Genomic DNA, 21,656 nt, shown 5'->3' with positions numbered 1-21,656 from the left:
CTATTCTGCATATGGGTTTGTATAGATCGTACTACCATTCGTTTTGATCACTTCTTTGAACCATTCATACGATTTTTTCGGCACACGTTTCATATCTCGCAACTCATGGTTGCCACGATTGACATACACAAGTCCGTATCGTTTCTCCATATCACCTTGAGAGCTCAAAATGTCGATCAGCCCCCAGCCAAGATAACCAAGACAGACCACTCCATCTTCCACCATCGCTGCAAACATCGCTCGAATATGCTCTTGATGGTAGGCAATCCGGTAATCATCTTGAATCGGTTCGTTGCCATTCCAATGCTCTCTGACACCAATTCCGTTTTCAATCGGAAACACTGGCAAGCGGTACCGCTGATAGACTTTATTTAAGACATCACGGAAGCCGAGCGGATCAATTTGCCAATTCCATTCCGTCGTTTCAATATACGGATTGTCTTGTTTTCCAAAAGTCATGTACCGATTTGGCGGCGTTCCTTCAGGGATTTTTTCAGCGTTCAAGGTAGAAGAAGCATAATAGCTAAAGGCAATGTAATCATTTTTCTGCGCTGCGATCGCTTCTAATTCCCCAGGTAAAATATTCATATTGAGTTGATGATTTTTCACGTATCGGTCTTGTGCTGCCGAATACTTGCCGTGCGCATAGCAATCTAATAAAGTAAAATTCGCAAATTCATCAAACTCTCTTGCTGCTTTGATGTCTTGTGGACGACAAGTCGCTGGATACGCTTCAGAATACGCCAGCATGCCGCCAATCTTCGCATTTGTTGTTTCATGAAGATAGTTACAGATCTCTGCATGGCAAACCATGACATTGTGGAAAATTTGATACAATTCTTCTGTTGTTTCTTCCCCTTCTAAATAGCCGCTGATCTTAAAACCATGATCTTGGTGGAAAAGATTTTGTTCGTTAAAGGTTAACCAATAATGGACTTTATCCGCAAAACGATCCACCATTTCTTTTCCAAAGCGAATGAATGCGTCCTTCACTTCTTTACTGATGAAACCGTTATAGGTTTTCGCCAGATGTAGGGGCATATCAAAATGGTACAAACAAATCATAGGTTCGATTCCTCGAGCTAACAGATCATCAATAAAACGATCGTAATAGGCGATCCCTTCTTCATTAAAGGCACCATCTCCATCGTGAACGACCCTTGACCAAGAAATTTGAAAACGATACATGTTCATCCCCAAATCTTTCATATAATCAAAATCTTCTGTATACGCATGATAGTTATCATTTGCTACATGCCAATCGCTAGCCTGTTCCGAAGCTTCCCGTATATCATAAACGGATAAGCTTTTACCACCTTCATTCCATCCACCTTCTGTCTGCATACTGCTGACACTGTTTCCCCAATAAAATGTCGTCATATTGATTCCTCCATCATTTGTATTCGCTTACAAAACCTATTATAATTAGGTGAAATCGGCATGTAAATTTTTCGAGAACACATGTAAAGCTTTTTCTGTACATATGAATTTCAGTTGATTCTTTAATGATATACCTTGTTTTTATCCCCTTCAAACAAAACTCAAGTCCATGAATTACTTTACATAAGGAGTGATGACTATGACAAAATACAAAGAGATCGTTGATCAGTTGCGGACGAACATTTATGAAGGTGTTTTTCCAGCTTTATCAAAATTACCGGAACAAACTGCGTTAGCCAAACGATTTCAAACCTCGCGAATGACGATCCAAAAAGCGCTAAATCAACTGAAGCAAGAAGGCCTGATTTCCACCAAAAGAGGTCATGGCACCTATGTCAATTCAGCAACCTACCAAGGACAGATCAATGAGTATATCGGTTTAGTCAACCGATATGGCGGGCGGCATAAAGTGCAAAGTAAAATCATTAGTTTCAATGTTCGCTTCCCAGAAGCCAACGAAATGGATTACTTGTCCTTGCGAGAAAACGAACCTGTTTATGATATCGTAAGACTGCGCTATGTTGATAACGAACCCTTTGAATTAGAGTACACGATCATGCCCATCAAAACCATTCCCGATATTGATATGGCGATCCTTGAACACTCGATCTATCGATATATCACTGATTCCTTACACCTCAAAATAGGTCCCGCCATACGTAAAATCCGTGCCGACAAAGCAGATTCCTATGATATCAAATATTTAGAAGTCGATCCCAATGATCCGATCTTAGAATTAGAACAAGTTGCTCGTCTCTCCGACGGGCGGCCCTTCGAATTTTCGCAAACTCGTTATCCTTACCAAAATCGTGAGATTTACTATCTTTCTGAACCTTAATGGCAAAAAAACAAGCCTGAAGAAAACTCAGACTTGTTTTTATTGTCTAGGAAAGGTGAACTCGTTAAGATTCTTCGGTTTTTTTCGCCGTTCGCTCGGGACTGACCCAAACGCCGCTACCGTAGCCAAGGATGGTTTTGACGGCTGGAATAAAGGTAGTGACGATCGTTATGGCATTAATCATCCAGTAAAACAGCATGTAAAAAGGGGCAAAGCGGAAATACTTCAGCTTGCTGCGGTTGTCATCCGCCAAAAGGCTGGTAAATAGCTGCATGACCCCTGCAATCATCTCAAAACACACGAAGAGAAAGGCCATCGTAAACATATGGTAGATCCGCTCGTAATTCCCAGTTGCCCCATAATAAATCAGATAAAAAACAAACAAAGCCGAAGACAACCAGAAAAAGAATGACCAGATAATACTTAAGGACTGATCCACAAACATGGCGGTTCGTCCGATATTTTCAAAAGGGTGTAAGAAAACTTTTTTAAAATTGGTCAACCACACTTCCGTCCCGCCTTTCGCCCAACGTTTCCGTTGCCGATAGAGCATCTTGAGGGTTTCTGGTACCTCCATGAAAAACATCACTCGTGACGCAAATAAGGACAACCAACCATGGAATTGATGGTCCCAGGCAATACTGATATCTTCCGTGGCACGATTTTGTCGAAAAAGACCAACATCCATCAATGCAGCTCTACGATACATCGTGTTGGCACCGCTATAGGCATAGATGACGCCGAAAACGGCTTGCTGGGTTCGTTTGATAATTCCTACGATACTTGAAAACTCAACAGTTTGTGACTTTCCGACGATGGTTGTGCGATTTTGAACGTCCATATTCGCCGTAATAGCAGAGATATTGATGGAATCTTGGCGGATGAAATAATTGACATATTTCCACAATGCATCAGGTTCAGGGACCGTATCTGCGTCGTTGCTCAAAATCAATTCCCCTTTAGCAAACCCTACACCAATATTAAAAGCATGGGCTTTCCCTTGGTTTTTTTCGATGCGCAAAACCCTTAGATTCGGGTACTGTTCCATCAATCGATCTAGTATCACAGGAGTTTGATCCGTTGAGCCATCATCCGTCACCAACACCTCATAGTTGCTGTAGTTTAGATTGTTCATTAAGTAATGAATCGTGTCTTCAATTACGACTTCTTCATTGTGAGCCGGTACCATAATGGTGATCATCGGCTCGATCTCTTCGGGGATTGGTATCCACTCTAATTGACGATAGCGGAACAAAAAACGATTGCAGATCACCCCGATGAACCAAGCAAAACCTCCTAATATCGGATACGTGAACAGAATCATTAAAACGACCGTTAAAAATGTATCCAACCACGGAAACCCAGTATCAAAATTGACAACCATCAGCCCACCCCATTTCTACGGAAAAGTTCTTGGATCTCCGTTTCTCCAATGTTTTGCTCAGGAGCAACGGCATAGTACTTGGCAGCGTGACGCTCTTCTTTGGTTCCGAAGCGTTCTTCGTAAAAAGCTTCTAATACTTCTTTACGTTTTTCTAAGGCAACTTCGTCATGCATCGATTGCTTTTGCAACAATCGTTTGAAGCGGCGGTTGTTCCTCAAGGTCAATAAAGTAAACGTCAGAACCAAGACCAAAAACGAAATTCCTAAGAACAACGCCAAAAAATCAAAAGTCACTGCTTCTTCAAGATATGTCCGAAAGGCGATCCGATCCGCCAGATTCGGTAAAGTCAGCGGGATGGCCAGCCAGACAAAAGGACCCAAGACCATCAGCCAAGCAAGAATCGTCAAAATCGTTTGGCGGGTCTTCAAAGCAGAACGACCTTTTTGAAAATACGCATCGGTGACCAACCGTTCTTTGACTTCTTCCCGTGTCACTCGTTGTTTCATTTTACTCACTCCTTAAAAAGTATTTTTTTGCTGTGAAGAAAAAGAAGCAACAAAAGCAAGTCGTCTTTTGATGGACCTGCTTCGTTCTTCTTTTTGACCTACTTGGATTTCTTGCCAACTTTCAACGCATTGAACAGCGTGTGAAATTGGCCTTTAAAGGACATCACTTGCTCAAACACATCTTCCCCATCATTCAGCATCTTGACAGTCACCCAGCCTAATGCTTCGGTAATACCGCTAGCCACACTGGCATTGATTGCAGCTCCAGCAACGGTGCCGACTGCTGGGACAAATTTCAAGATATTGCCAACGGCACTGCGACCAAAACTCACAACGACTAGCTCTTTCGAGATACTTTTCGCTAACCCTTCGCGCCATGTTCGCCCAAAAATACGATACAAACGGGCCATCATTGTCATCTGAACTGGCACAAGTAACACTGCATCTGAAAAGGGAATCGGTGAACAGCCGATGATCGCCGCCGTCAAAGAAGCCGCATGGATCGTGCGGTGGGCTTTTTTTCGTGTTTCATCATCTACGCCAACCAAAAACTCCTCAAACACCTGATCAAATTGATCCTTGCTTTTCGCTAACACTTTTTCCGCTTGGGCTTTTGATCCGTCATAACCTTTCATCACAAGGGCAGCCGATTTTTTCGGCATTCGCATCATGACATCCGCAAAAAAAGAAGTAAACTCCGCTTCTTCTTGCAGCTCCTCTCCCGTTTGACTTTGCTCGACTTGAACGGACTGTTCCGTTAATAATTCATTTTCGTTTTGTTTCTTTTTGCGTTTTATCCATGGTTTTTTCAAAGAAATGTCTCCTTCTTTCGACTCGTTGTTCATTAAAAAAATCAAAGTGAGCCATGATTTTGTTCCTCTTTCTATTTTAGCTCAGGTTTTTCAAGATAGCGAAAATGTAGCTTGAGAGAGCTTACACTTGCTTAAAAATGCAAATTTGCATCTTTAGATTATTTATTTATATTATCGTTTTTTTATGCTATGATACCCAAAAGGAGTGGATCGAATGAAAAAGAAATTGAATTGGAAAGTCCTTTTTTATCTAGGCTTATTGACTTACTTTCTTTTAAGCGGGATCTTCGCATTCTTTGGCGTCGAAATACCGTTTCTTTATAAACGTTGATCTTCACGTTTTCTCAGAACCATATCATTCAACCCTTTGCTCTATGTTGAGAGAATCTATCATTCTATCGTCCATTCAATCTAATCAGAAAAGGTGATTTTCTTGTCCATTTTATTTGATCTATTGCAGCTGCTTGCCGTTATCTGTATCGCGTATTTATTATTCACAAAAAACCATTTCCTCAAACAATTAACAGATGTTCAGAAAATGGTCTTTGTCGTCTTATGTGTTTCGGTGATACTGCCGGTTCTCTACGAATTTATTACTGGTTTTGCGCAGGGATTTTGGGAACGGTTGTGATTGACGTTCCTTACAAAACTCGCTGCCTTTACAAGACAAATAGATAGCTCATACCTACCAATCCTTTCTCCTTTGATTCAAGCAATGAACCAATTCTTTGGTGCTTAGAATACTAAGAAGAAAGGTTTTTTCTTTTTCTGTGTTGAAGTATTTTTTGATCGCACAAAAAAAGAACCCCTCAAAAGAGGAGTTCTCAAGGCTTGCTTACATCATGCCGCCCATACCCATTGATGGGTCCATTGCAGGAGCTGCTGGCGCTGCTGGTTCTGGTTTGTCGGCAACGACTGCTTCAGTTGTTAACAATAATGCGGCAACAGAAGCTGCGTTTTGTAATGCAGAACGCGTCACTTTCGTTGGGTCAACGATCCCAGCTTCTAGCATGTTTACCCATTCGCCAGTTGCTGCATTGAAACCAACGCCTAAGTCAGCGTTTTTCAATTTGTCGATGATGACTGAACCTTCGTAGCCTGCGTTTTCAGCAATTTGACGAACTGGTTCTTCTAATGCACGTAACACGATTTTGACACCTGTAGCTGCATCGCCATCTGTTTCGATTTCTGCAACTTTGTTGATGACATTGACTAAGGCAGTTCCCCCACCTGAGACCATGCCTTCTTCAACAGCGGCACGTGTTGCATTCAATGCATCTTCAATACGTAATTTCAATTCTTTCAATTCAGTCTCAGTTGGTGCCCCAACTTTGATCACTGCAACTCCACCAGCAAGTTTTGCTAAGCGTTCTTGTAGTTTTTCACGGTCAAAGTCAGAAGTTGTATCAGCGATTTGGTTTTTGATCAATTGAACGCGTGCGTCAATTGCTTCTTTTTCACCAGCACCTTCAACGATCGTTGTGTTGTCTTTATCCACAACCACTTTGCTTGCTTGACCTAAGTTATCGATGGTTGCATCTTTCAACTCAAGACCTAAGTCTTCAGTGATCACTGTACCACCAGTTAAGATCGCAATGTCTTCTAGCATTGCTTTACGACGGTCACCAAATCCTGGTGCTTTCACTGCAACAACGTTGAATGTTCCACGGATTTTGTTCAAGACAAGTGTTGGTAATGCTTCGCCATCAACGTCATCAGCGATGATCAATAATGGTTTTGATTGTTGTAAGATTTGTTCTAACAATGGCAAGATATCTTGGATGTTAGAGATTTTTTTGTCAGTGATCAAGATGTATGGATTTTCTAACGCTGCTTCCATTTTATCGTTGTCAGTTACCATGTATTGTGATAAGTACCCACGATCAAATTGCATTCCTTCCACAACATCTAATTCTGTTTCGATCCCTTTTGATTCTTCAATAGTGATAACACCGTCATTGCCGACTTTTTCCATTGCATCAGCGATGTATTGACCAACTTTTTCACTACCAGAAGAAACAGCACCAACTTGTGCGATTGCTTCTTTTGAATCAACGATTGATGAAATGTTGTGTAGCTCTTCTACAGCCACTTTTGTTGCCATTTCGATCCCACGACGAATACCTAATGGGTTCGCACCAGCGGTGACATTTTTCAATCCTTCACGAACGATTGCTTGTGTCAATAACGTAGCAGTCGTTGTTCCGTCACCAGCGATATCGTTTGTTTTTGAAGCGACTTCAGAAACAAGTTTTGCGCCCATGTTTTCAAAATGATCTTCTAATTCGATTTCTTTAGCGATCGTTACACCGTCATTTGTAATCAATGGTGAACCGTAAGATTTTTCTAAAACCACGTTACGACCTTTAGGACCTAAGGTTACTTTTACTGTATCTGCTAATTTATCTACCCCACGAAGCATTGCTGCGCGTGCGTCTTCTGCAAATTTGATTTCTTTTGCCATGATTTCATCACCTCAAGTATTTTTTATTTTTCTTATTCTACTACTGCAATGATATCTTTTGCAGCAACGATCAAATATTCTGTTCCTTCATATTTCACTTCTGTGCCAGCGTATTTTTCAAACATTACTTGTTCGCCAACGTTGACAGCAACAGGAGCTTTTTCACCGTTTTCGAGCGTGCGTCCTTCGCCGACTGCAATAACGGTACCCGTTTGTGGTTTTTCTTTTGCTGCTGATGCAAGCACGATTCCGCCTACAGTTTTTTCTTCTTCTTTTGCGACTTCGATAATCACACGATCACCTAATGGTCTTAACACGATAAATCCCTCCAATGAATGTTATAGAATTTAGTATTAGCACTCTCTTGTATCGAGTGCTAACTTACAGTTTCAATATTACTCATTTTCCCAAATTTTTGCAAGCCTTTTGCTAAATTTTTTTTGCATTTCTATTTGATTGATAAAAATAGTAGGATTTTTTGTTTCTAGAAGCAACCTAGTCTATAATGAAGCAAAGGAGTGTGAGGAAACAACTATGTCTTTATCAAAATATTCTTTGTCCACGATTCTTACTTACGGCATCGTCTTTTTTCTACCGATCGCCTTCATCCCTAGCGGACATCAAGTGGCCGCAACAACGATTGGTTATTTAGTTGGTGCTGCGATCATGTTTTTCTTGTATTTCAAACAAACGGAACCGTTATCGTTTGAACACAAAAGATCAAAAATTTCATCGATTCTTATTTATGGACTGACAGGTATTATTGCAGCGATCTTGTTGCAAAATCTAGCCATTTTTATCGAATCGCTTTTCGGTGAAGTCAGTGCTTCGCAAAATACCGAAAATATCATTGCTATTGTGCTGCAAAACCCACTGTTCGCCCTCGCGGCAATGGTTGGTGGACCAATTATGGAAGAATTTGTCTTCCGCAGAGCCTTAGTTGGCATCATTGGGAAATACAGCAATGTTTGGGTCGGTGTAGTGGTCAGCGCTGTAGCCTTTGCCTTTGCCCATAATGACAATCATCTCTTAGTCTATATTTTCTTAGGACTGTTCTTTTCTGGGCTTTATGCCTTGACCGGCAGCATTTGGACTTCCATGATTACCCATGTGGGAATGAACACTTTAGTTATTATTATTCAGTTGTTGCTTCATTACGGCTATATCCAAATGCCCTAAAGAAAAAAACGCTACGCAGAAATTTTGCGTAACGTTTTTTTCTTTATACCTTCATGCCATTGGACGCAATCACTTGCTGATACCATGCAAATGAATCTTTCTTCCGACGATCAAGGGTCCCATTTCCTTCATTGTCTTTGTCCACATAGATCACACCATAGCGTTTCTTCATTTCCCCTGTACCAGCAGAAACCAAGTCAATGATGCCCCACGGTGTATAACCCAATAAGTCGACGCCATCATAAGCTACTGCTTCTTTCATCATTTCGATATGGGCTTTCAGGTAATCAATACGGTAGTCATCATGGATCTGTCCATCCTCTTCCACTGTATCTACGGCACCAAAGCCATTTTCTACAATGAAGAGCGGCAATTCGTAGCGTTCGTTGAACCAATTCATGGCGTAGCGTAAGCCCACGGGATCAATCTGCCAGCCCCATTCGGAAGCATCAACATAGGGATTATCCACCAGATCTTGGCTCTCATCATAGTCATAGGTTGGATCATTTTCCTTACCTTTGATCGCAAAAGACATATAGTAACTAAAGCCGATGTAGTCAACACAGCCGTTTGCCAAAATTGCTTCATCTTCAGGGGTGATATCTAAATCAAATTGTTTTCTCTCAAAATAGCTGCGCATATATCTCGGATAGTGTCCACGGGCATGCACATCTGAAAAACAATAGCGGCGCTGCATGGCCACCGTGGCTGCCATCATGTCTTTGGGATTGCAAGAATACGGATAGATTGGACACATCGCGATCATCGATCCGATTTGAAACGCAGGATTGATTGCATGCCCTAGCGCCACCACTTTCGCACTAGCAACGAGTTCGTAATGGGCTGCTTGGTACATGATTTTTTCTCGGTCTTCTCCTTCGGTAAAGAACAGACCGGAATTGGTAAACGGCGCAAAATCTTCTTTGTAGTTTGCTTGATTGTTGATTTCATTGAAAGTCATCCAATACTTCACTTTCTTTTGATAGCGCGTAAAACAAACTTCTGCAAAGCGGACAAACAAATCGATCAACTTACGGTTACGCCAACCTCCGTATTCGGTAACTAAATGATAGGGCATTTCAAAGTGAGAAAGGGTAATAACCGGCTCAATGCCATAGCGTAAACACTCATCGAATAATTGATCATAAAAGGCCAAGCCTTCCTCATTTGGCTCGCGTTCATCACCTTTTGGAAAAATACGGGTCCAGGCAATCGATGTTCGGAAGCACTTCAACCCTAATTCGGCAAAAAGCTTGATGTCTTCAGGATACCGATGATAAAAATCGATCGCTTCATGATTGGGATAACTTTCGCCCGGTTGGATACCTTCCGTGATTCGGCGAGGAATTCCGTTGCCTCCTACAGTCATGACATCAGCGACACTCACGCCTTTTCCGCCCGAACGATAGCCGCCTTCCAATTGATGAGCAGCGACTGCGCCACCCCATAAAAAATCGTTTCTAAGTTTATTCATTTCTTTTCAACCTGCTTCCTTGGTATTAAACGATCTCTGTTTCTTGTTTATAGTTCAAACTATCGACCTTACGAATGAAAGGATAGTAAATAAAGAAGCCGATTGCTAAAACAACAAATTGTAAAATAGCGGTCCGGATGCCCCCTACTAGAAATCCTGAAATGATCGGTGGGGTCGTCCACGGAACTTGCACAGCAGTAAATAACGGTACGATACCGGTATAAAGTGCAAAATACGTGATCACGCCTGAAACCATCGGTGTCAAAATAAATGGTAATACCATGATCGGATTCATGACGATCGGTGTCGCAAAAATAATTGGTTCATTGATATTAAAGAATGCTGGGATCAAGGAGAGACGTCCTAATTGTTTGAACTGCGCTGAACGGGCAAAAGCCACCATATATAGCACGATGCCAATCGTCATTCCTGCGCCAGTTACCGTCATAAATTGATCTAAAAACTGTTGGGTCACGATGTGTCCCCCATTTTCCAATGTCAATGCTTTACCAGATTCAAGAATAGCCGTATTTGCTAATGAATTGGCTTGTAAAATCGGCCCCATGATGCCGCCCACGATCGTCGAACCATGAACCCCGAAGAACCACAAGAATGGTACTAAGAAGCCTAGCATCATTGCACCGCCAAGAGAATCCGTCACACCTTGCATCGGACTTTGAATCACGGTGTAGATCCATTCGACCACGGTTGTCTGAAAGACTTTATCAAAGAAAACATAAATGCCTAATGCGATGGTCGTCAAAACAGCTGCCGGAATCAACGCTGTAAATGAGTTTGCAACATTGGTCGGTACTTGTTCTGGCAGTTTGATCCGGATGTCGCGTTTTAAGAACCAAGTATAGCCCCAACCCACAAAAAGCCCTACTAAGATGGCACTGATCATGCCTTGTCCACCAGTCCATGTTTTATCAATGACATTTGCGATGGTCACATTTGCTTCAGCATCCGTTACACTTGACTCCATAGTTAATAAGAAAATAACTAAACCAATCATTCCTGCAGGGAGTCCTTCGTAACCTTCTGCTTTTACATACGAATAGGCGATACCCATTACGGCGAAAAAAGCCATAATTGCAAAAGAGGCGCCATAGGCTTGGTTGAAGTATTCACCTAAGCCACTATTCGTTACCCAATCCGCAATCGACTGGACGGGAAAGTTTGCTAATAGCAGGAAAATCGATCCTACGATTGAAAAGGGCATCGTATAAAGCATACCGTTTCTTAATGCAGTGATTGCTTTCGTATTAACAAATTTTAATATTGGGGGTAATAATTTCTCATTGATCCATTCGTTCATCTCACATCACTCCTAAAATAAAATTCCATCCACCGGCCAGTGAATTCGCTTACAAATAAATCTTAATGGATAATATTCCCCTTGCCTATAGCTTTTCTAAGTTATGAAACATGTTCCAACAAAAAAAACAGCCGAAGCTGTTTTTTTACGATCGCTTAGATTTGCTTGTAGACTTGATGGGCTAAAAGTTCGATCAGTGTAATCACCGGGACTTGCGTTGTCAGGTTCAAATCGACTTCTTTTCCGCCACTTACGACGGGCATATAATACGATATATTGTAGTCTGCCATTTGGGCGATCGTCGATTTTTCATCATTGGTGATGCTGAGTACTTTTGCTCCATAGCGTTTGAAGTCTTCCGTTTGCTTGATCATTTGAATGGTTTCACCCGACACCGATAAAATGATTGCTAACGTATTTTCCATTCCACGAGACGGTACTGGCAAAAAGGGATCAACGATGCTATAAGCATTAATGCCTAAGTTGGCAAAATAGCGACTGCCATAGGTGCCCAGAATGCCGCTTGTGCCGATACCGGAAAACGCCACATGGCGTGCGGAAAGAATCAATTCTACTGCCGGCTGGATAAACTTACGGTAATCTTCATTATTGACTTTTTTTAAGAATGTATTGACTTGAATCGTTGCATCATAGAAAAGATCAAACGCTCGTGCGTCTTGTTCCTTTTTTTGACAGATTGCATACTTTAACTCTGAATATCCTCGATAGCCCAATTTCGTGATACATCGTAAAATCGTCGACGTTGAGACGTGGCATGCAGCTGACAATTCGCGAATCGTCAGCTGATCGATCTCTTCAAAATGCTGGACAATGTATTTATAAACTGCCATTTCAAGCTCGTTCAAAGTCTTGATTTTTTCTTCATCAAACATCCCACTGCCTCCACCCAACAAATTCATCGCTCTGATGATCGATTAGATCGCAAATAATTCCGTCGCTTTGTCAGGATCGGTATCATAGACTTCAAACGTTTCTCCAACACCTAGATCATGTTCTTTCATGGTGTTGACCATCGTTAAGTGCGCCAACTCTTTCAGGTTGTTTTCTTTACTTAAATGACCAAGATAGACCCGTTTGGTGTTGTCGGTCAAGATATCCGTCATGACAAGTGCGCCATCTTCATTCGATAAGTGACCGCGATCTCCAAGAATCCGCTGCTTGAGACTCCATGGATAAGGACCCATTCGCAACATTTCTAGGTCATGGTTGCTTTCTACAAGGTATGCATCGGCGCCTTTGATGATGCCTCGCACATGATCGCTGCAATAACCGGTATCCGTCAACATCACGAATGATTTGCCGTCTTTATGGAAACGATAAAATTGCGGCGCTGCAGCATCGTGAGAGACGCCAAAGCTTTCAATGTCCAAGTCACCCAAGGTCAGCACTTTTCCCATTTCAAAGATATGTTTTTGCTCGACAGCGACGTTACCGATCATTGGATCCATCGCTTGCCATGTTTTTGTATTCGCATAGACATCAAGTTTGTATTTTCGTGCCAGTACTCCAACACCGTGGATGTGGTCCCGATGTTCGTGGGTCACAAGAATGGCATCCAAGTCTTCTGGTTTGCGCCCTACTTCATCCAATAATGAAGTGATCTTCTTGCCGCTCAAACCGGCATCCACTAAGATCCGCTTTTTATTGCTTTCGATATAGAGCGAATTCCCTGAGCTTCCGCTGGCTAGAATACTTACTTGAAAGGCATTTTCCTTCATCATGGTTTACGTGACTTCCTCTCTGGTTGTTTCAACGAGTTCCATTATACCCGCTTTTTTATGGATTTTCTACCTTTTGAACGGCATTATTCGTGATGATCCGATTGCTAAAGGCATTGACCGTTTCGATTTGGATGGTGTCATCGCCATCTAATTGGAAAGCAATAAACCATGCAGGAATATACACATTTTTTTCCCTAACCTTCAAAATCATCGTATAGGCTAATTCCGTCCAGAGAATTTTCGAGTGACTTGGCAGCTTGTTGTTCAGATAAAGCGTATTTACTGCTTCTTTTTCTGAATAGACCGTCATCTTTTCCCTTAGAGGCGTAATATTGGAGATATGTGTTTGCGTATAACGGGCAATCTGCAGTAGATCATCCGTTTGTTCTAAGGTGATATCGATCCGACTTGAGCTGTCATTGAAAGGAATGCCTTCATACGACTGGACCGCCACCACCGTCGGATGATTGGCGTTCAAGACAGAGAGGTTTTCCAAATAGTCATATTCATCCCCAAACAGGACTTGGTCTTTACGTTGCAAGAAACCATTGACGGTTTCTTCCGTTTGAGAATCATCACTGATATAAAAGCCATTGGTTGAGACATGGATCAACTGCTGCCCTTTGACCGTCGACCCTCTTTTGAACTGAGTATTGAGTTGCGGATTTCGTAGTTCTGCCTCAAAATCCGTCTGTTCACCGCTCAAATAATAGCCACTCAAGACCTCGTCTGATAATTCACCAGAATACCGAATGTCCTCAGAATCGAGTCGTTGTTCGATAGGAATCGTTTGGTTTGATTGTGAAACCATCTGATGCTCGCTGCGAGCCTCACTATAAACATTGAATAAAAAGACATTCAGACCAAGAAAAGCGAGGAAAAAAATCCATTCGATTCGTTTAAAATCCAATTAATTCTCCTCCGTTTCTGCTAATTTTGTCATTAATGCATCATAGCTAATCCAAGACGAGTCATAATTGACATACCAAGCAGGTGTCAAATCAACCAGTGGTGCATCTTTGATCTCCCCCCATTGATAGCCGACGATGATCTGTTGCAACAACGCTGGGTCAGCCCCTGCCGCAATCAAATCATTTTTGACTGACAAACTAGAAGGCAATTCAATCTCCGTTTCAGAAGGAATCGGCACTTGGATCGCATTCAAGCTGGCAGAAATCGTCATTTCACGACTGCCGGTCTGACCACTTTCTGAAAAAGCGACACTGATCACCCCCTGGCCGCCAGTACTAAAGACTGGATAGCCTTCGACGAAAACCCGATAATCCAAGTGTTTGTCTTGTTGATCAAAATAGCGGATCGTCCCAAAGTTATTGCCTAGACGAATAATGTAATCCGCACTCAACATTGCCAGATCCATTTCATCGGAACCGTCTGTGGTGGTTTCAAACTTGACTTGCTGCTGATCTTGCAAGACAGTCATGTTTTGCCCACCTTCATAATAGTAGGTATCGACACTTTCGTCGTTGATCTTGACATTTTTAGGATTGCTGAAAAAGGCTTCTCGGAACAAACTCTGAGACTGTGTCGAAGAATAGTAGCTGTATTTTTTTAGCTTGATCGAATCCTGCGTATAGTATTGATTGCTGGATCGTTCTTGATCAGTCCTCATTGCCGTCCATTCCCGAGGATTGTCTGCTAGTAAGTGTTTTACTTGGCTTTTATCCCAGTCGATCTTGCCTCGAACTACTCGTTGATGGGTAAAGTCAACAAATTGGATCGTATTTTCTTCAAGATCAAACTGGATGCGAGAAAACGGAAAATCCTCTGTTTCACTTTCGTCCTCTAAGGACAGTTCTTTATCAAAGGTTTTCTCGTAATCTTTCAAGTAAAACGTCGTATAGTAGTTTAAGGATATTCCTTGATCGACCTCTTGGGCTTTCGAAAAAGCCTGTTCTTCACCATAGGTTCGCAGGGTCAAATCACTGATCGTTGCCTCGTTGATCACCTCTTGGATCTCTCGAATCACCGCTTCAGAGTTGGTTTCTTTGATATCCTCTTCGTCATTCCATGTCAGATATAGGGGCAAAAACAAATCACTTTTTTGTTTGTAGGTTTGAACCGAAGGATTGACGCCAGTATCTGTTTCGGTGCTGGCATTGTTGAACCCGGTCGGATTTAGCCAAATCATATAGGAGAAATAAAAACTCAAGGCGATCATCACGATCAAACCTGCTCGAATGATTTTTTCTGAGATTCTCATACCCACCAATCCTCCTCATACGGTTCATAAGGCAACATGATGTAAAATGTTGACCCGCGATTTTCTCGACTTTCCGCCCAAATCGCACCGCCATGAGCTTTGATGACTTCACGTGAGATCGCCAACCCTAAGCCGGTGCCTCCTTGTTGGCGGGCTCGAGCTTTATCGACTCGATAAAAACGATCAAAGATCTTCGTGAGATCTTTTTTCGGAATTCCTAGTCCTTGGTCATTGATGCTAAGGACGATGTTGTTATGAGTCTCCATCAATTTCACCGTAATAATCCCACCATCTGGCGAATATTTGATGGCATTATTCATGATGTTGTCGATCACTTGGATCATTTTGTCCGTATCGACTTCCACCCACAATTCTCGTTTGGTGAACTCCCGACGAATCAAATATTTTTTGCTTTCATTCGTCACCATCATGTCAAAACGATCCAACACGAAATTAACCATTTCATTGAAATTGATGTATTCCAACTGCAGTTGCGAATTGCCGCTATCCATCCGCGACAGACTCAACAGGTCATTGATCATGCGAATCATTCGATCCGTTTCATCCAAAGTCACTTTCAAAAAGTTCGGCGCAATTTCTGGATCTTTCCAAGCACCCTCACTCAGCGCTTCGATGTAACTACGCATACTCGTTAGAGGTGTTCGCAACTCATGGGAAACGTTGGAGACAAATTCTCGCCGTTCCTGCTCATTTTTTTCTTGTTCCGTGACATCGTGCATTACCGCAACTAGACCGGAAATGAACCCGGACTCTCGACGGATCATGGAGAAATCAATGCGCAAGATCAGATTTGTTCCCGTCAAATCATTGCTAGGACGTTCCAAAAGCATGTCTTCAGGATTTTCCAAAAGCTTTCGTAACGTGTATTCTTCATCGATTTCCAATAACGTCAAAATCGACTGCCCGATCGCTTCTTCGTTTGTGACATTCAACAAGGACATCGCCATCTCATTGATGGTAATGACTTTGCCTCGTCGGTCGGTGGCAACAACGCCGTCTGTCATGTGGGATAAGACACTATCCAAGCGATTTCGCTCGGACTCCATCGCCTCTTGAGTCTCTTCGATTCGTTCTCCTAGTTGATTGAAGGTTTCCGCCAATTGTCCCAATTCATCTTTTCCATGAATCGCGACCTTGCGGCTATAATCTCCTTTAGCGATGCGAATCGCTTGTTCCCGCATCTCTCCAATTGGTTGGGTAATCGAACGAGAGACCAATAGTGCCACAATGATCGAAATCACTGCCGCAATCAGCGAGGCGGTAACAAAAATGACCGCCGTCGTACTGACTTCATTGTACTTTGACTCTAGATTGCTCCGTAAATAAAGGGTTCCTAAAACGGTATCCCCAGTCGGTGATTGGATCGACTGGACGATATTGAACACCCGCTGACCGCTGGATTCATCATAAAGGACTTCACTGCGGTTCGTATCGTAATCACGGTAATCATTTTTTTCACCCACCGAGCCACGATCATTGATATTGGTGGTTGCACGAATAATCCCTTGCTCATCCACCACCCGCATCTCCAAAATTTCTGAAGAGTTGGTACTCGTTAAGATTCGATTCAAGGAAGCATTCATGGAATCCCAATCCAATCCGTCATCATTATCCATGCGACTCAATTCAGAGCCTAATGTCACCACTAACGTGCTGGCCCGTGCCTCCATGTCGCGTTTGAAGGCATCGACCGTTGTTCTTTCCAATTCGCGAATAAAATACGCCCCGATAATCTGGATCGCAATCAATAAGATCAAGATAAAAGTCAGGGCGATTTTGAAGTTCACCGATTGAAAAAAGCGAACCTTATTTTTCATAGCTTATTCCTGTTCTGGGTTCCGCAAGTAATAGCCCACTCCGCGACGAGTAACCAAATAGTTTGGATGGCTCGGGCTGTCTTCGATTTTTTCACGCAAACGGCGCACCGTCACGTCAACGGTTCGGACATCACCAAAGTAGTCATAGCCCCAGACAGTTTGCAATAAATGTTCTCGGGTCATCACTTGACCAAGATGTTTTGCCAAGTAGTGCATCAATTCAAACTCCCGGTGCGTCAATTCGATGGCTGCACCATTTTTAGTGACCATGTAGGCATCGGGATGAATCGTTAAATCACCAATCGTTAATTCGCTGTTGGCATTGTCGTCTGCTTCCTTCGCAGCTGCCGAGCCGCGACGCAGATTGGCTTTGACGCGGGCCACCAATTCCCGGTTTGAAAATGGTTTGGTTACATAATCGTCCGCACCAAGCTCAAGGCCTAGTACTTTATCGATTTCAGAATCTTTGGCTGTGACCATGATGATCGGCATGTCATGGGTTTTGCGCACTTCCCGTGCAACTTCCAATCCATCCATTTTTGGTAGCATCAAATCAAGCAAAATCAGATCAGGATCGACCTCGGCTACTTTTTCTAATGCCTCTTCTCCATCATAGGCGGTATATACTTCATATCCTTCTTTGGTTAAATTAAATTTGACGATATCAGAAATTGGTTTCTCATCGTCCACGACTAGGATCTTTTTCAAAAATGTCACCTCAATTTTTTTTGGTTTCTTACTTATTATACATTATTTAAACGGGCTTTTCATCTTTCCCAAAAACCGCGGCCTTATTCTTAAGGAAAGCACAAAAAAAGAAAGGCACGGGGCCTTTCTTTTTTACTCTTCTAAAAGCTGGATACCGATCCCTAACAACCCAGGACCCGTGTGGACGACTAATGCGGGAGAAATTTGTCCAAATAAGATTTCTTTGACCTTAGGAAATTCGGCTTCTAATCGTGCTTTCATTTCTTTGGCTTCTTGCAGTGCATCACCTTGCGCCACAGCTAAACGCACATGGCGATGATCACCGATGAATTGCTTGATCAAGTCAACGGTTTTGTCCAAGCTTTTCTTCCGTCCACGAGATTTTGCGACCGTATAGTAGATCCCTTCTTCATTACAAGAGATAATTGGATTCAATTTCAAGGCATTGCCTAAGATGGATGCGACCAGACCGATGCGGCCGCCTTTTTGTAAATACTCTAAGGTAGCTACGTTGAAAAAGACTTTGTTTTTCGGCACTTCATTCGTTAATTGTGCCCGCAGTTCTTCCCAAGTCACGCCTTTTTCTAACAGTTCTGCTGCACGAATCGCTTGCAGCCCTGCACCGATTCCGATATTTTTCGTATCAAGCACGAAAACCTCAAGATCCGTCCGTTGTTCACCTAACAGGCGAACAACATTAAACGTTCCACTCAATCCGCTGGAGATGGTTACAGCAAAGACTTTTTCATACCCATCGGCTTTGATCCGATCAAAGATTTCCCCGATCGCCGCGCCATCAGGTAATGAAGTACTAGGAATCTCTTGCGGCAAACGTTCGTAAATTTCTTCGGCAGTAATATCAACTTTATCGGTATAGGTCCGATCCTTGTAAATAATTTGCAATGGCAGCATATACATGCCGTATTGCTCCATGATCTGTGCGGGAACATCGGTACCTGAATCAACTAATAGGGCAATTTTCTCTTTATTCATGGGCTTCTCCTTTATGTGTTTCTAAATAAATGACTTCTAATTCGATGGTTTTTTCTGCCAACAATTTATTAGCAAAGGAACGCGTTGCACCTTTCATGGCCACTAATTCAATCGGGATTGGTTCCGATGCCATTTGCTCGGGCTCTCCCATTGCTTCTTTGCCAACAAGATGAATTGCTTTTTCTTGTTCTTCACAAAATACATTATAGGCATTTCTGATTCCGACAGCTTTCCCTTGAAAAAGGATGCCTGTCTTTATTTCTGGAATTGTCAACACTTGCTTCAGCATCGTGATCGCGATCAAAAATGCGAGATGCTTTTGGTTGTAACGTTTTTTTTCTGGTGCGGGGATCATCCCTTTTTTGACATAATTATTGACCATAGAAGAGGTCAATAGCGGATGTTTTTCTGTTTGGATCACAGGTGATAAATATTGGTCAATCAAAGTGATTACCTGATCCATATACAGTTCCAGGGTTGGCAACTCTTCCCACCTAGGCAGATGGAATTCCAGCAGCGATTCACCCCATGTTTTCATGTCCGATTGTAATTTTTCCATGTCATCCTCCATTTTGACTAACAGAAGGTTAGATTATCACAAACTGATCATCTAGTTTCGATAACTAGATACATTTTATCACGGTTTTCTGAGTTTTTAAAGCAATCTGATCAATCTTTTAAGAATTTCCTATCATTTGAAATTGGGGAACGAATGGTGTTTTTTTAAGATAACCCCTGTTTTCCAACTGAAAAAAGCGCACATTTTTTTCAAAAGAATGATTGATTTTTAAACACCGGAGTGCTAAGATAATGAAGTACTTTTGGTACGGGCCGTTAGCTCAGTTGGTAGAGCAGCTGACTCTTAATCACCTGCCCTCTTGTGTAGAGGTATGTTTATAAAAGTTGATATGTAGAGGTTTTAATGAGATTTACTTAGTTGATAATCTTCAAGCCATTTTATTGCCAACAATTTGCCAACAAAATGACAGATTTTTTTTAATAGTAATCGTTCAAAGACTTGCCATTCAATTTTGATCAAGTCTTTTTTGTTATTTATTTTTTGAATCCAAATGTATTAGCTAAATTTTCTGCAGAAGCATATTTAAAGCTTGGATCAAGGTGTGCGTAAAGGTTAGCAGTTGTCGTATAAGAGGCATGACCAAGCCACTCTTGAACCTTCTTCATGTGCTCACCATTTCCAATCATTATAGAAGCGGTTGTGTGTCTCAAATCGTGGAATCGTATCCTTTTTATATTGTTTCTCTTGATTACCTTCGCAAATCGTTTGGAAACGAAATCTGGTCTTATGATATTGCCATTTTCCATGGTAAAGAGGTAATCGTCGTCTTCGTAATTATATTCAGCTCCGAAAAGCTTTTTATTTTTTTCCTTCCACCTAGCTAATTTCACCAACTCCTCTTCAACTGTTTCTATTAAAGGAACAGAACGATAGCTGGAAGCATTTTTAGTTCTGTCTTCTTTAAGAACAGTTGTTAAGTCTTCTTTATTTTCCAAAACTACATGTTTAATGGTAATCGTCTTATTCACAAAATCAATCGCATCCCATTTAAGCCCTAAAACTTCACTTCTCCTAAATCCATAAAATACTGTTAATAGAATTATTGGATAGAGCTTCTCACCTTTGAATATTTGAAGTAGTTTTAGCACATCATCCTTTGTGTAAAAGTTTGGCACGAAGGAGTCCTTTTTTGGTCTACGTACACGGTCAGCAATATTTTTATCTATCTGTTCTGTCATAAAAGCTTCCTGTAAAGCTTTTCTAATAAAGGCGTGATAGTGTAGAGCAGTATTTCCAGTGCACCCATCGTCTAATATTTTTTGATAGAACCTTTGCAAGTGGACCGGTTTTAAATCAGATAACATAATTCCACTTGGTCCAAAATAATCCTTTATCCTGATATCGATGTAACGTTTATAACTAAAGTAAGACGTTTTAGACAGTTGTGGTTTAGCAGTTTCAAGATAACTATATAGGTAATCGACAAAAGGTGTTTCGGTTCTTTCCTGTTTTAAAACAAGATAATCCTCTTGTTTCATAGCAATTTCTTGCTCAATCTCAGATATAAATTGGTCTTTTATTCTTTCAGCTCTTTTCTTATTTCCTTTCTTTTTTAGTTTGGTATCTCTCCATCGTTGAGAAGTTTTTCCAAAATCATCTTTTATTGTTACAACAACTTGGAGAGTTCCTCTTTTTTCTACAATATTCGCTCGTAATTTCAATTCAAATCCTCCTAAAACTGAAAAAAGCAAGCTATGGAAAACGCAATTCTAACACCTGTATTATACCATAGCCTGCGTATGCTCATCTGCCACATTTTGGGCATCTTGTAAGTATTCGATCACACACTTTTTAGGAATCTTGTAGTTGCTGCCTATCTTGACATGTTTTATCTTGTTCGCTTTTAGTAACCCATAAGCTTTATTTCTACCTATCCCTCCTAACATTTCTCTCAATTCATTTATTCCAACCAGATCTTTATAGTTCTCAAACATGACGTCATAAATGTTTCGATCCATTTTTACCTCCTAAAAAAACCATAGATTATTGTTGCCAACATTTTAAAATAGTGATACTATATCAAAGTAATAAATTTTGGGCCATTAGCTTAGTTGGTAGAGCACTTGACTCTTAATCAAGGTGTCGAAGGTTCGAGTCCTTCATGGCCCATTGGGTGCCAAACCCACGGAACAGGTAAATGTTGGTGCGAAAGCATTTCG

At 41.6% G+C, this 21,656-nt stretch carries 21 protein-coding genes and 1 tRNA gene; 4 read left to right on the top strand and 18 right to left on the bottom strand.

Annotation, left to right across the window (positions count from 1 at the left end):
• Positions 1 to 1,380: a glycoside hydrolase family 1 protein gene (locus IGJ42_RS04065; protein WP_008377252.1), complete on the bottom strand. Its 1,380-nt coding sequence runs from the start codon at positions 1,378 to 1,380 to the stop codon at positions 1 to 3.
• Between the two features lie 199 nt (positions 1,381 to 1,579).
• Here IGJ42_RS04065 and IGJ42_RS04060 point away from each other — a divergent pair, with 199 nt between their 5' ends.
• Complete coding sequence (locus IGJ42_RS04060) at positions 1,580 to 2,278, top strand: GntR family transcriptional regulator (protein WP_034868333.1); 699 nt, start codon at positions 1,580 to 1,582, stop codon at positions 2,276 to 2,278.
• 64 nt (positions 2,279 to 2,342) lie between these two features.
• On the opposite strand, the gene IGJ42_RS04055 is transcribed toward IGJ42_RS04060, so the two are convergent.
• From IGJ42_RS04055 to IGJ42_RS04045, 3 genes are all read right to left on the bottom strand, one after another.
• Positions 2,343 to 3,662: a glycosyltransferase family 2 protein gene (locus tag IGJ42_RS04055; RefSeq protein WP_008377250.1), complete on the bottom strand. Its 1,320-nt coding sequence runs from the start codon at positions 3,660 to 3,662 to the stop codon at positions 2,343 to 2,345.
• Positions 3,662 to 4,168 carry a hypothetical protein gene (locus tag IGJ42_RS04050; protein WP_430615971.1) on the bottom strand — a complete coding sequence of 169 codons (507 nt, stop codon included), beginning with the start codon at positions 4,166 to 4,168 and terminating at the stop codon, positions 3,662 to 3,664. The genes IGJ42_RS04055 and IGJ42_RS04050 overlap by 1 nt, the downstream gene beginning before the upstream one ends.
• A 98-nt stretch (positions 4,169 to 4,266) precedes the next feature.
• Positions 4,267 to 5,013: a YcjF family protein gene (locus IGJ42_RS04045; RefSeq protein WP_016613772.1), complete on the bottom strand. Its 747-nt coding sequence runs from the start codon at positions 5,011 to 5,013 to the stop codon at positions 4,267 to 4,269.
• 400 nt (positions 5,014 to 5,413) lie between these two features.
• Between IGJ42_RS04045 and IGJ42_RS04040 the strand changes: the two genes are divergently transcribed.
• Complete coding sequence (locus IGJ42_RS04040; protein ID WP_086332099.1) at positions 5,414 to 5,611, top strand: hypothetical protein; 198 nt, start codon at positions 5,414 to 5,416, stop codon at positions 5,609 to 5,611.
• 204 nt (positions 5,612 to 5,815) lie between these two features.
• Here IGJ42_RS04040 and groL read toward each other — a convergent pair whose 3' ends face one another.
• Positions 5,816 to 7,444 (bottom strand): chaperonin GroEL, encoded by a 1,629-nt coding sequence (gene groL / locus IGJ42_RS04035; RefSeq protein WP_005237384.1) that lies wholly within the window; start codon positions 7,442 to 7,444, stop codon positions 5,816 to 5,818.
• A 32-nt stretch (positions 7,445 to 7,476) separates the two neighbouring features.
• Positions 7,477 to 7,761: a co-chaperone GroES gene (groES, locus tag IGJ42_RS04030; protein WP_005225291.1), complete on the bottom strand. Its 285-nt coding sequence runs from the start codon at positions 7,759 to 7,761 to the stop codon at positions 7,477 to 7,479.
• Between the two features lie 217 nt (positions 7,762 to 7,978).
• Here groES and IGJ42_RS04025 point away from each other — a divergent pair, with 217 nt between their 5' ends.
• Positions 7,979 to 8,623 carry a CPBP family intramembrane glutamic endopeptidase gene (locus IGJ42_RS04025; protein ID WP_008377239.1) on the top strand — a complete coding sequence of 215 codons (645 nt, stop codon included), beginning with the start codon at positions 7,979 to 7,981 and terminating at the stop codon, positions 8,621 to 8,623.
• A gap of 43 nt (positions 8,624 to 8,666) precedes the next feature.
• Here IGJ42_RS04025 and IGJ42_RS04020 read toward each other — a convergent pair whose 3' ends face one another.
• The 12 genes from IGJ42_RS04020 to IGJ42_RS03965 form a co-directional block, all read right to left on the bottom strand.
• Positions 8,667 to 10,097: a 6-phospho-beta-glucosidase gene (locus IGJ42_RS04020; RefSeq protein ID WP_008377237.1), complete on the bottom strand. Its 1,431-nt coding sequence runs from the start codon at positions 10,095 to 10,097 to the stop codon at positions 8,667 to 8,669.
• Between the two features lie 25 nt (positions 10,098 to 10,122).
• Complete coding sequence (locus tag IGJ42_RS04015) at positions 10,123 to 11,415, bottom strand: PTS sugar transporter subunit IIC (RefSeq protein WP_005237388.1); 1,293 nt, start codon at positions 11,413 to 11,415, stop codon at positions 10,123 to 10,125.
• A gap of 155 nt (positions 11,416 to 11,570) precedes the next feature.
• Positions 11,571 to 12,308, bottom strand: a complete 738-nt coding sequence (locus IGJ42_RS04010; protein WP_008377233.1) for a MurR/RpiR family transcriptional regulator — start codon at positions 12,306 to 12,308, stop codon at positions 11,571 to 11,573.
• A gap of 42 nt (positions 12,309 to 12,350) precedes the next feature.
• Entirely contained in the window at positions 12,351 to 13,157 is an 807-nt protein-coding gene (locus tag IGJ42_RS04005) for an MBL fold metallo-hydrolase (RefSeq protein ID WP_005231151.1), read from the bottom strand.
• 55 nt (positions 13,158 to 13,212) lie between these two features.
• Complete coding sequence (locus tag IGJ42_RS04000; RefSeq protein WP_005237391.1) at positions 13,213 to 14,067, bottom strand: two-component system regulatory protein YycI; 855 nt, start codon at positions 14,065 to 14,067, stop codon at positions 13,213 to 13,215.
• Positions 14,068 to 15,378, bottom strand: coding sequence for a YycH family regulatory protein (locus tag IGJ42_RS03995; protein WP_005237392.1), 1,311 nt, complete (start codon positions 15,376 to 15,378; stop codon positions 14,068 to 14,070).
• The gene (walK, locus tag IGJ42_RS03990) at positions 15,375 to 17,216 is read right to left on the bottom strand and encodes a cell wall metabolism sensor histidine kinase WalK (RefSeq protein ID WP_008377228.1); all 1,842 of its coding nucleotides are present in this window, start codon (positions 17,214 to 17,216) and stop codon (positions 15,375 to 15,377) included. Before walK ends, IGJ42_RS03995 begins: the two co-directional genes overlap by 4 nt.
• A 3-nt stretch (positions 17,217 to 17,219) precedes the next feature.
• Positions 17,220 to 17,924, bottom strand: a complete 705-nt coding sequence (gene yycF / locus IGJ42_RS03985) for a response regulator YycF (protein WP_010747607.1) — start codon at positions 17,922 to 17,924, stop codon at positions 17,220 to 17,222.
• 132 nt (positions 17,925 to 18,056) lie between these two features.
• A complete protein-coding gene (locus IGJ42_RS03980) occupies positions 18,057 to 18,917 on the bottom strand; it encodes a DegV family protein (protein WP_005225280.1) in 861 nt (286 codons plus the stop codon).
• Entirely contained in the window at positions 18,910 to 19,476 is a 567-nt protein-coding gene (locus IGJ42_RS03975) for a DUF1836 domain-containing protein (protein ID WP_034872437.1), read from the bottom strand. The genes IGJ42_RS03980 and IGJ42_RS03975 overlap by 8 nt, the downstream gene beginning before the upstream one ends.
• A gap of 494 nt (positions 19,477 to 19,970) precedes the next feature.
• Entirely contained in the window at positions 19,971 to 21,158 is a 1,188-nt protein-coding gene (locus IGJ42_RS03970; protein ID WP_223347065.1) for a tyrosine-type recombinase/integrase, read from the bottom strand.
• 60 nt (positions 21,159 to 21,218) lie between these two features.
• Positions 21,219 to 21,455: a helix-turn-helix domain-containing protein gene (locus IGJ42_RS03965; RefSeq protein WP_010747603.1), complete on the bottom strand. Its 237-nt coding sequence runs from the start codon at positions 21,453 to 21,455 to the stop codon at positions 21,219 to 21,221.
• A gap of 78 nt (positions 21,456 to 21,533) precedes the next feature.
• On the opposite strand from IGJ42_RS03965, the gene IGJ42_RS03960 reads away from it, so the two are divergent.
• A tRNA-Lys gene (locus IGJ42_RS03960) sits at positions 21,534 to 21,606 on the top strand.
• Positions 21,607 to 21,656: the final 50 nt, after the last annotated feature.

It is taken from the genome of Enterococcus sp. DIV1067f (genome assembly GCF_050543505.1).
In the GTDB taxonomy this organism is placed as follows: Bacteria; Bacillota; Bacilli; order Lactobacillales; family Enterococcaceae; genus Enterococcus_D; species Enterococcus_D entomosocium.
Note: the sequence above shows the minus strand (reverse complement) of the source record. Positions and strands in the feature narration are given on the sequence as shown.

What these genes read in the sequence shown, in the direction of transcription:
- IGJ42_RS04065 (WP_008377252.1), bottom strand. Translation starts at nt 1,380, where the DNA reads ATGACGACATTTTATTGGGGAAACAGTGTCAGCAGTATGCAGACAGAA.
- IGJ42_RS04060 (WP_034868333.1), top strand. Translation starts at nt 1,580, where the DNA reads ATGACAAAATACAAAGAGATCGTTGATCAGTTGCGGACGAACATTTAT.
- IGJ42_RS04055 (WP_008377250.1), bottom strand. Translation starts at nt 3,662, where the DNA reads ATGGTTGTCAATTTTGATACTGGGTTTCCGTGGTTGGATACATTTTTA.
- IGJ42_RS04050 (WP_430615971.1), bottom strand. Translation starts at nt 4,168, where the DNA reads ATGAAACAACGAGTGACACGGGAAGAAGTCAAAGAACGGTTGGTCACC.
- IGJ42_RS04045 (WP_016613772.1), bottom strand. Translation starts at nt 5,013, where the DNA reads ATGAACAACGAGTCGAAAGAAGGAGACATTTCTTTGAAAAAACCATGG.
- groL (WP_005237384.1), bottom strand. Translation starts at nt 7,444, where the DNA reads ATGGCAAAAGAAATCAAATTTGCAGAAGACGCACGCGCAGCAATGCTT.
- IGJ42_RS04025 (WP_008377239.1), top strand. Translation starts at nt 7,979, where the DNA reads ATGTCTTTATCAAAATATTCTTTGTCCACGATTCTTACTTACGGCATC.
- IGJ42_RS04020 (WP_008377237.1), bottom strand. Translation starts at nt 10,097, where the DNA reads ATGAATAAACTTAGAAACGATTTTTTATGGGGTGGCGCAGTCGCTGCT.
- IGJ42_RS04015 (WP_005237388.1), bottom strand. Translation starts at nt 11,415, where the DNA reads ATGAACGAATGGATCAATGAGAAATTATTACCCCCAATATTAAAATTT.
- IGJ42_RS04010 (WP_008377233.1), bottom strand. Translation starts at nt 12,308, where the DNA reads ATGTTTGATGAAGAAAAAATCAAGACTTTGAACGAGCTTGAAATGGCA.
- IGJ42_RS04005 (WP_005231151.1), bottom strand. Translation starts at nt 13,157, where the DNA reads ATGATGAAGGAAAATGCCTTTCAAGTAAGTATTCTAGCCAGCGGAAGC.
- IGJ42_RS03995 (WP_005237392.1), bottom strand. Translation starts at nt 15,378, where the DNA reads ATGAGAATCTCAGAAAAAATCATTCGAGCAGGTTTGATCGTGATGATC.
- walK (WP_008377228.1), bottom strand. Translation starts at nt 17,216, where the DNA reads ATGAAAAATAAGGTTCGCTTTTTTCAATCGGTGAACTTCAAAATCGCC.
- IGJ42_RS03980 (WP_005225280.1), bottom strand. Translation starts at nt 18,917, where the DNA reads ATGAATAAAGAGAAAATTGCCCTATTAGTTGATTCAGGTACCGATGTT.
- IGJ42_RS03975 (WP_034872437.1), bottom strand. Translation starts at nt 19,476, where the DNA reads ATGGAAAAATTACAATCGGACATGAAAACATGGGGTGAATCGCTGCTG.
- IGJ42_RS03965 (WP_010747603.1), bottom strand. Translation starts at nt 21,455, where the DNA reads ATGGATCGAAACATTTATGACGTCATGTTTGAGAACTATAAAGATCTG.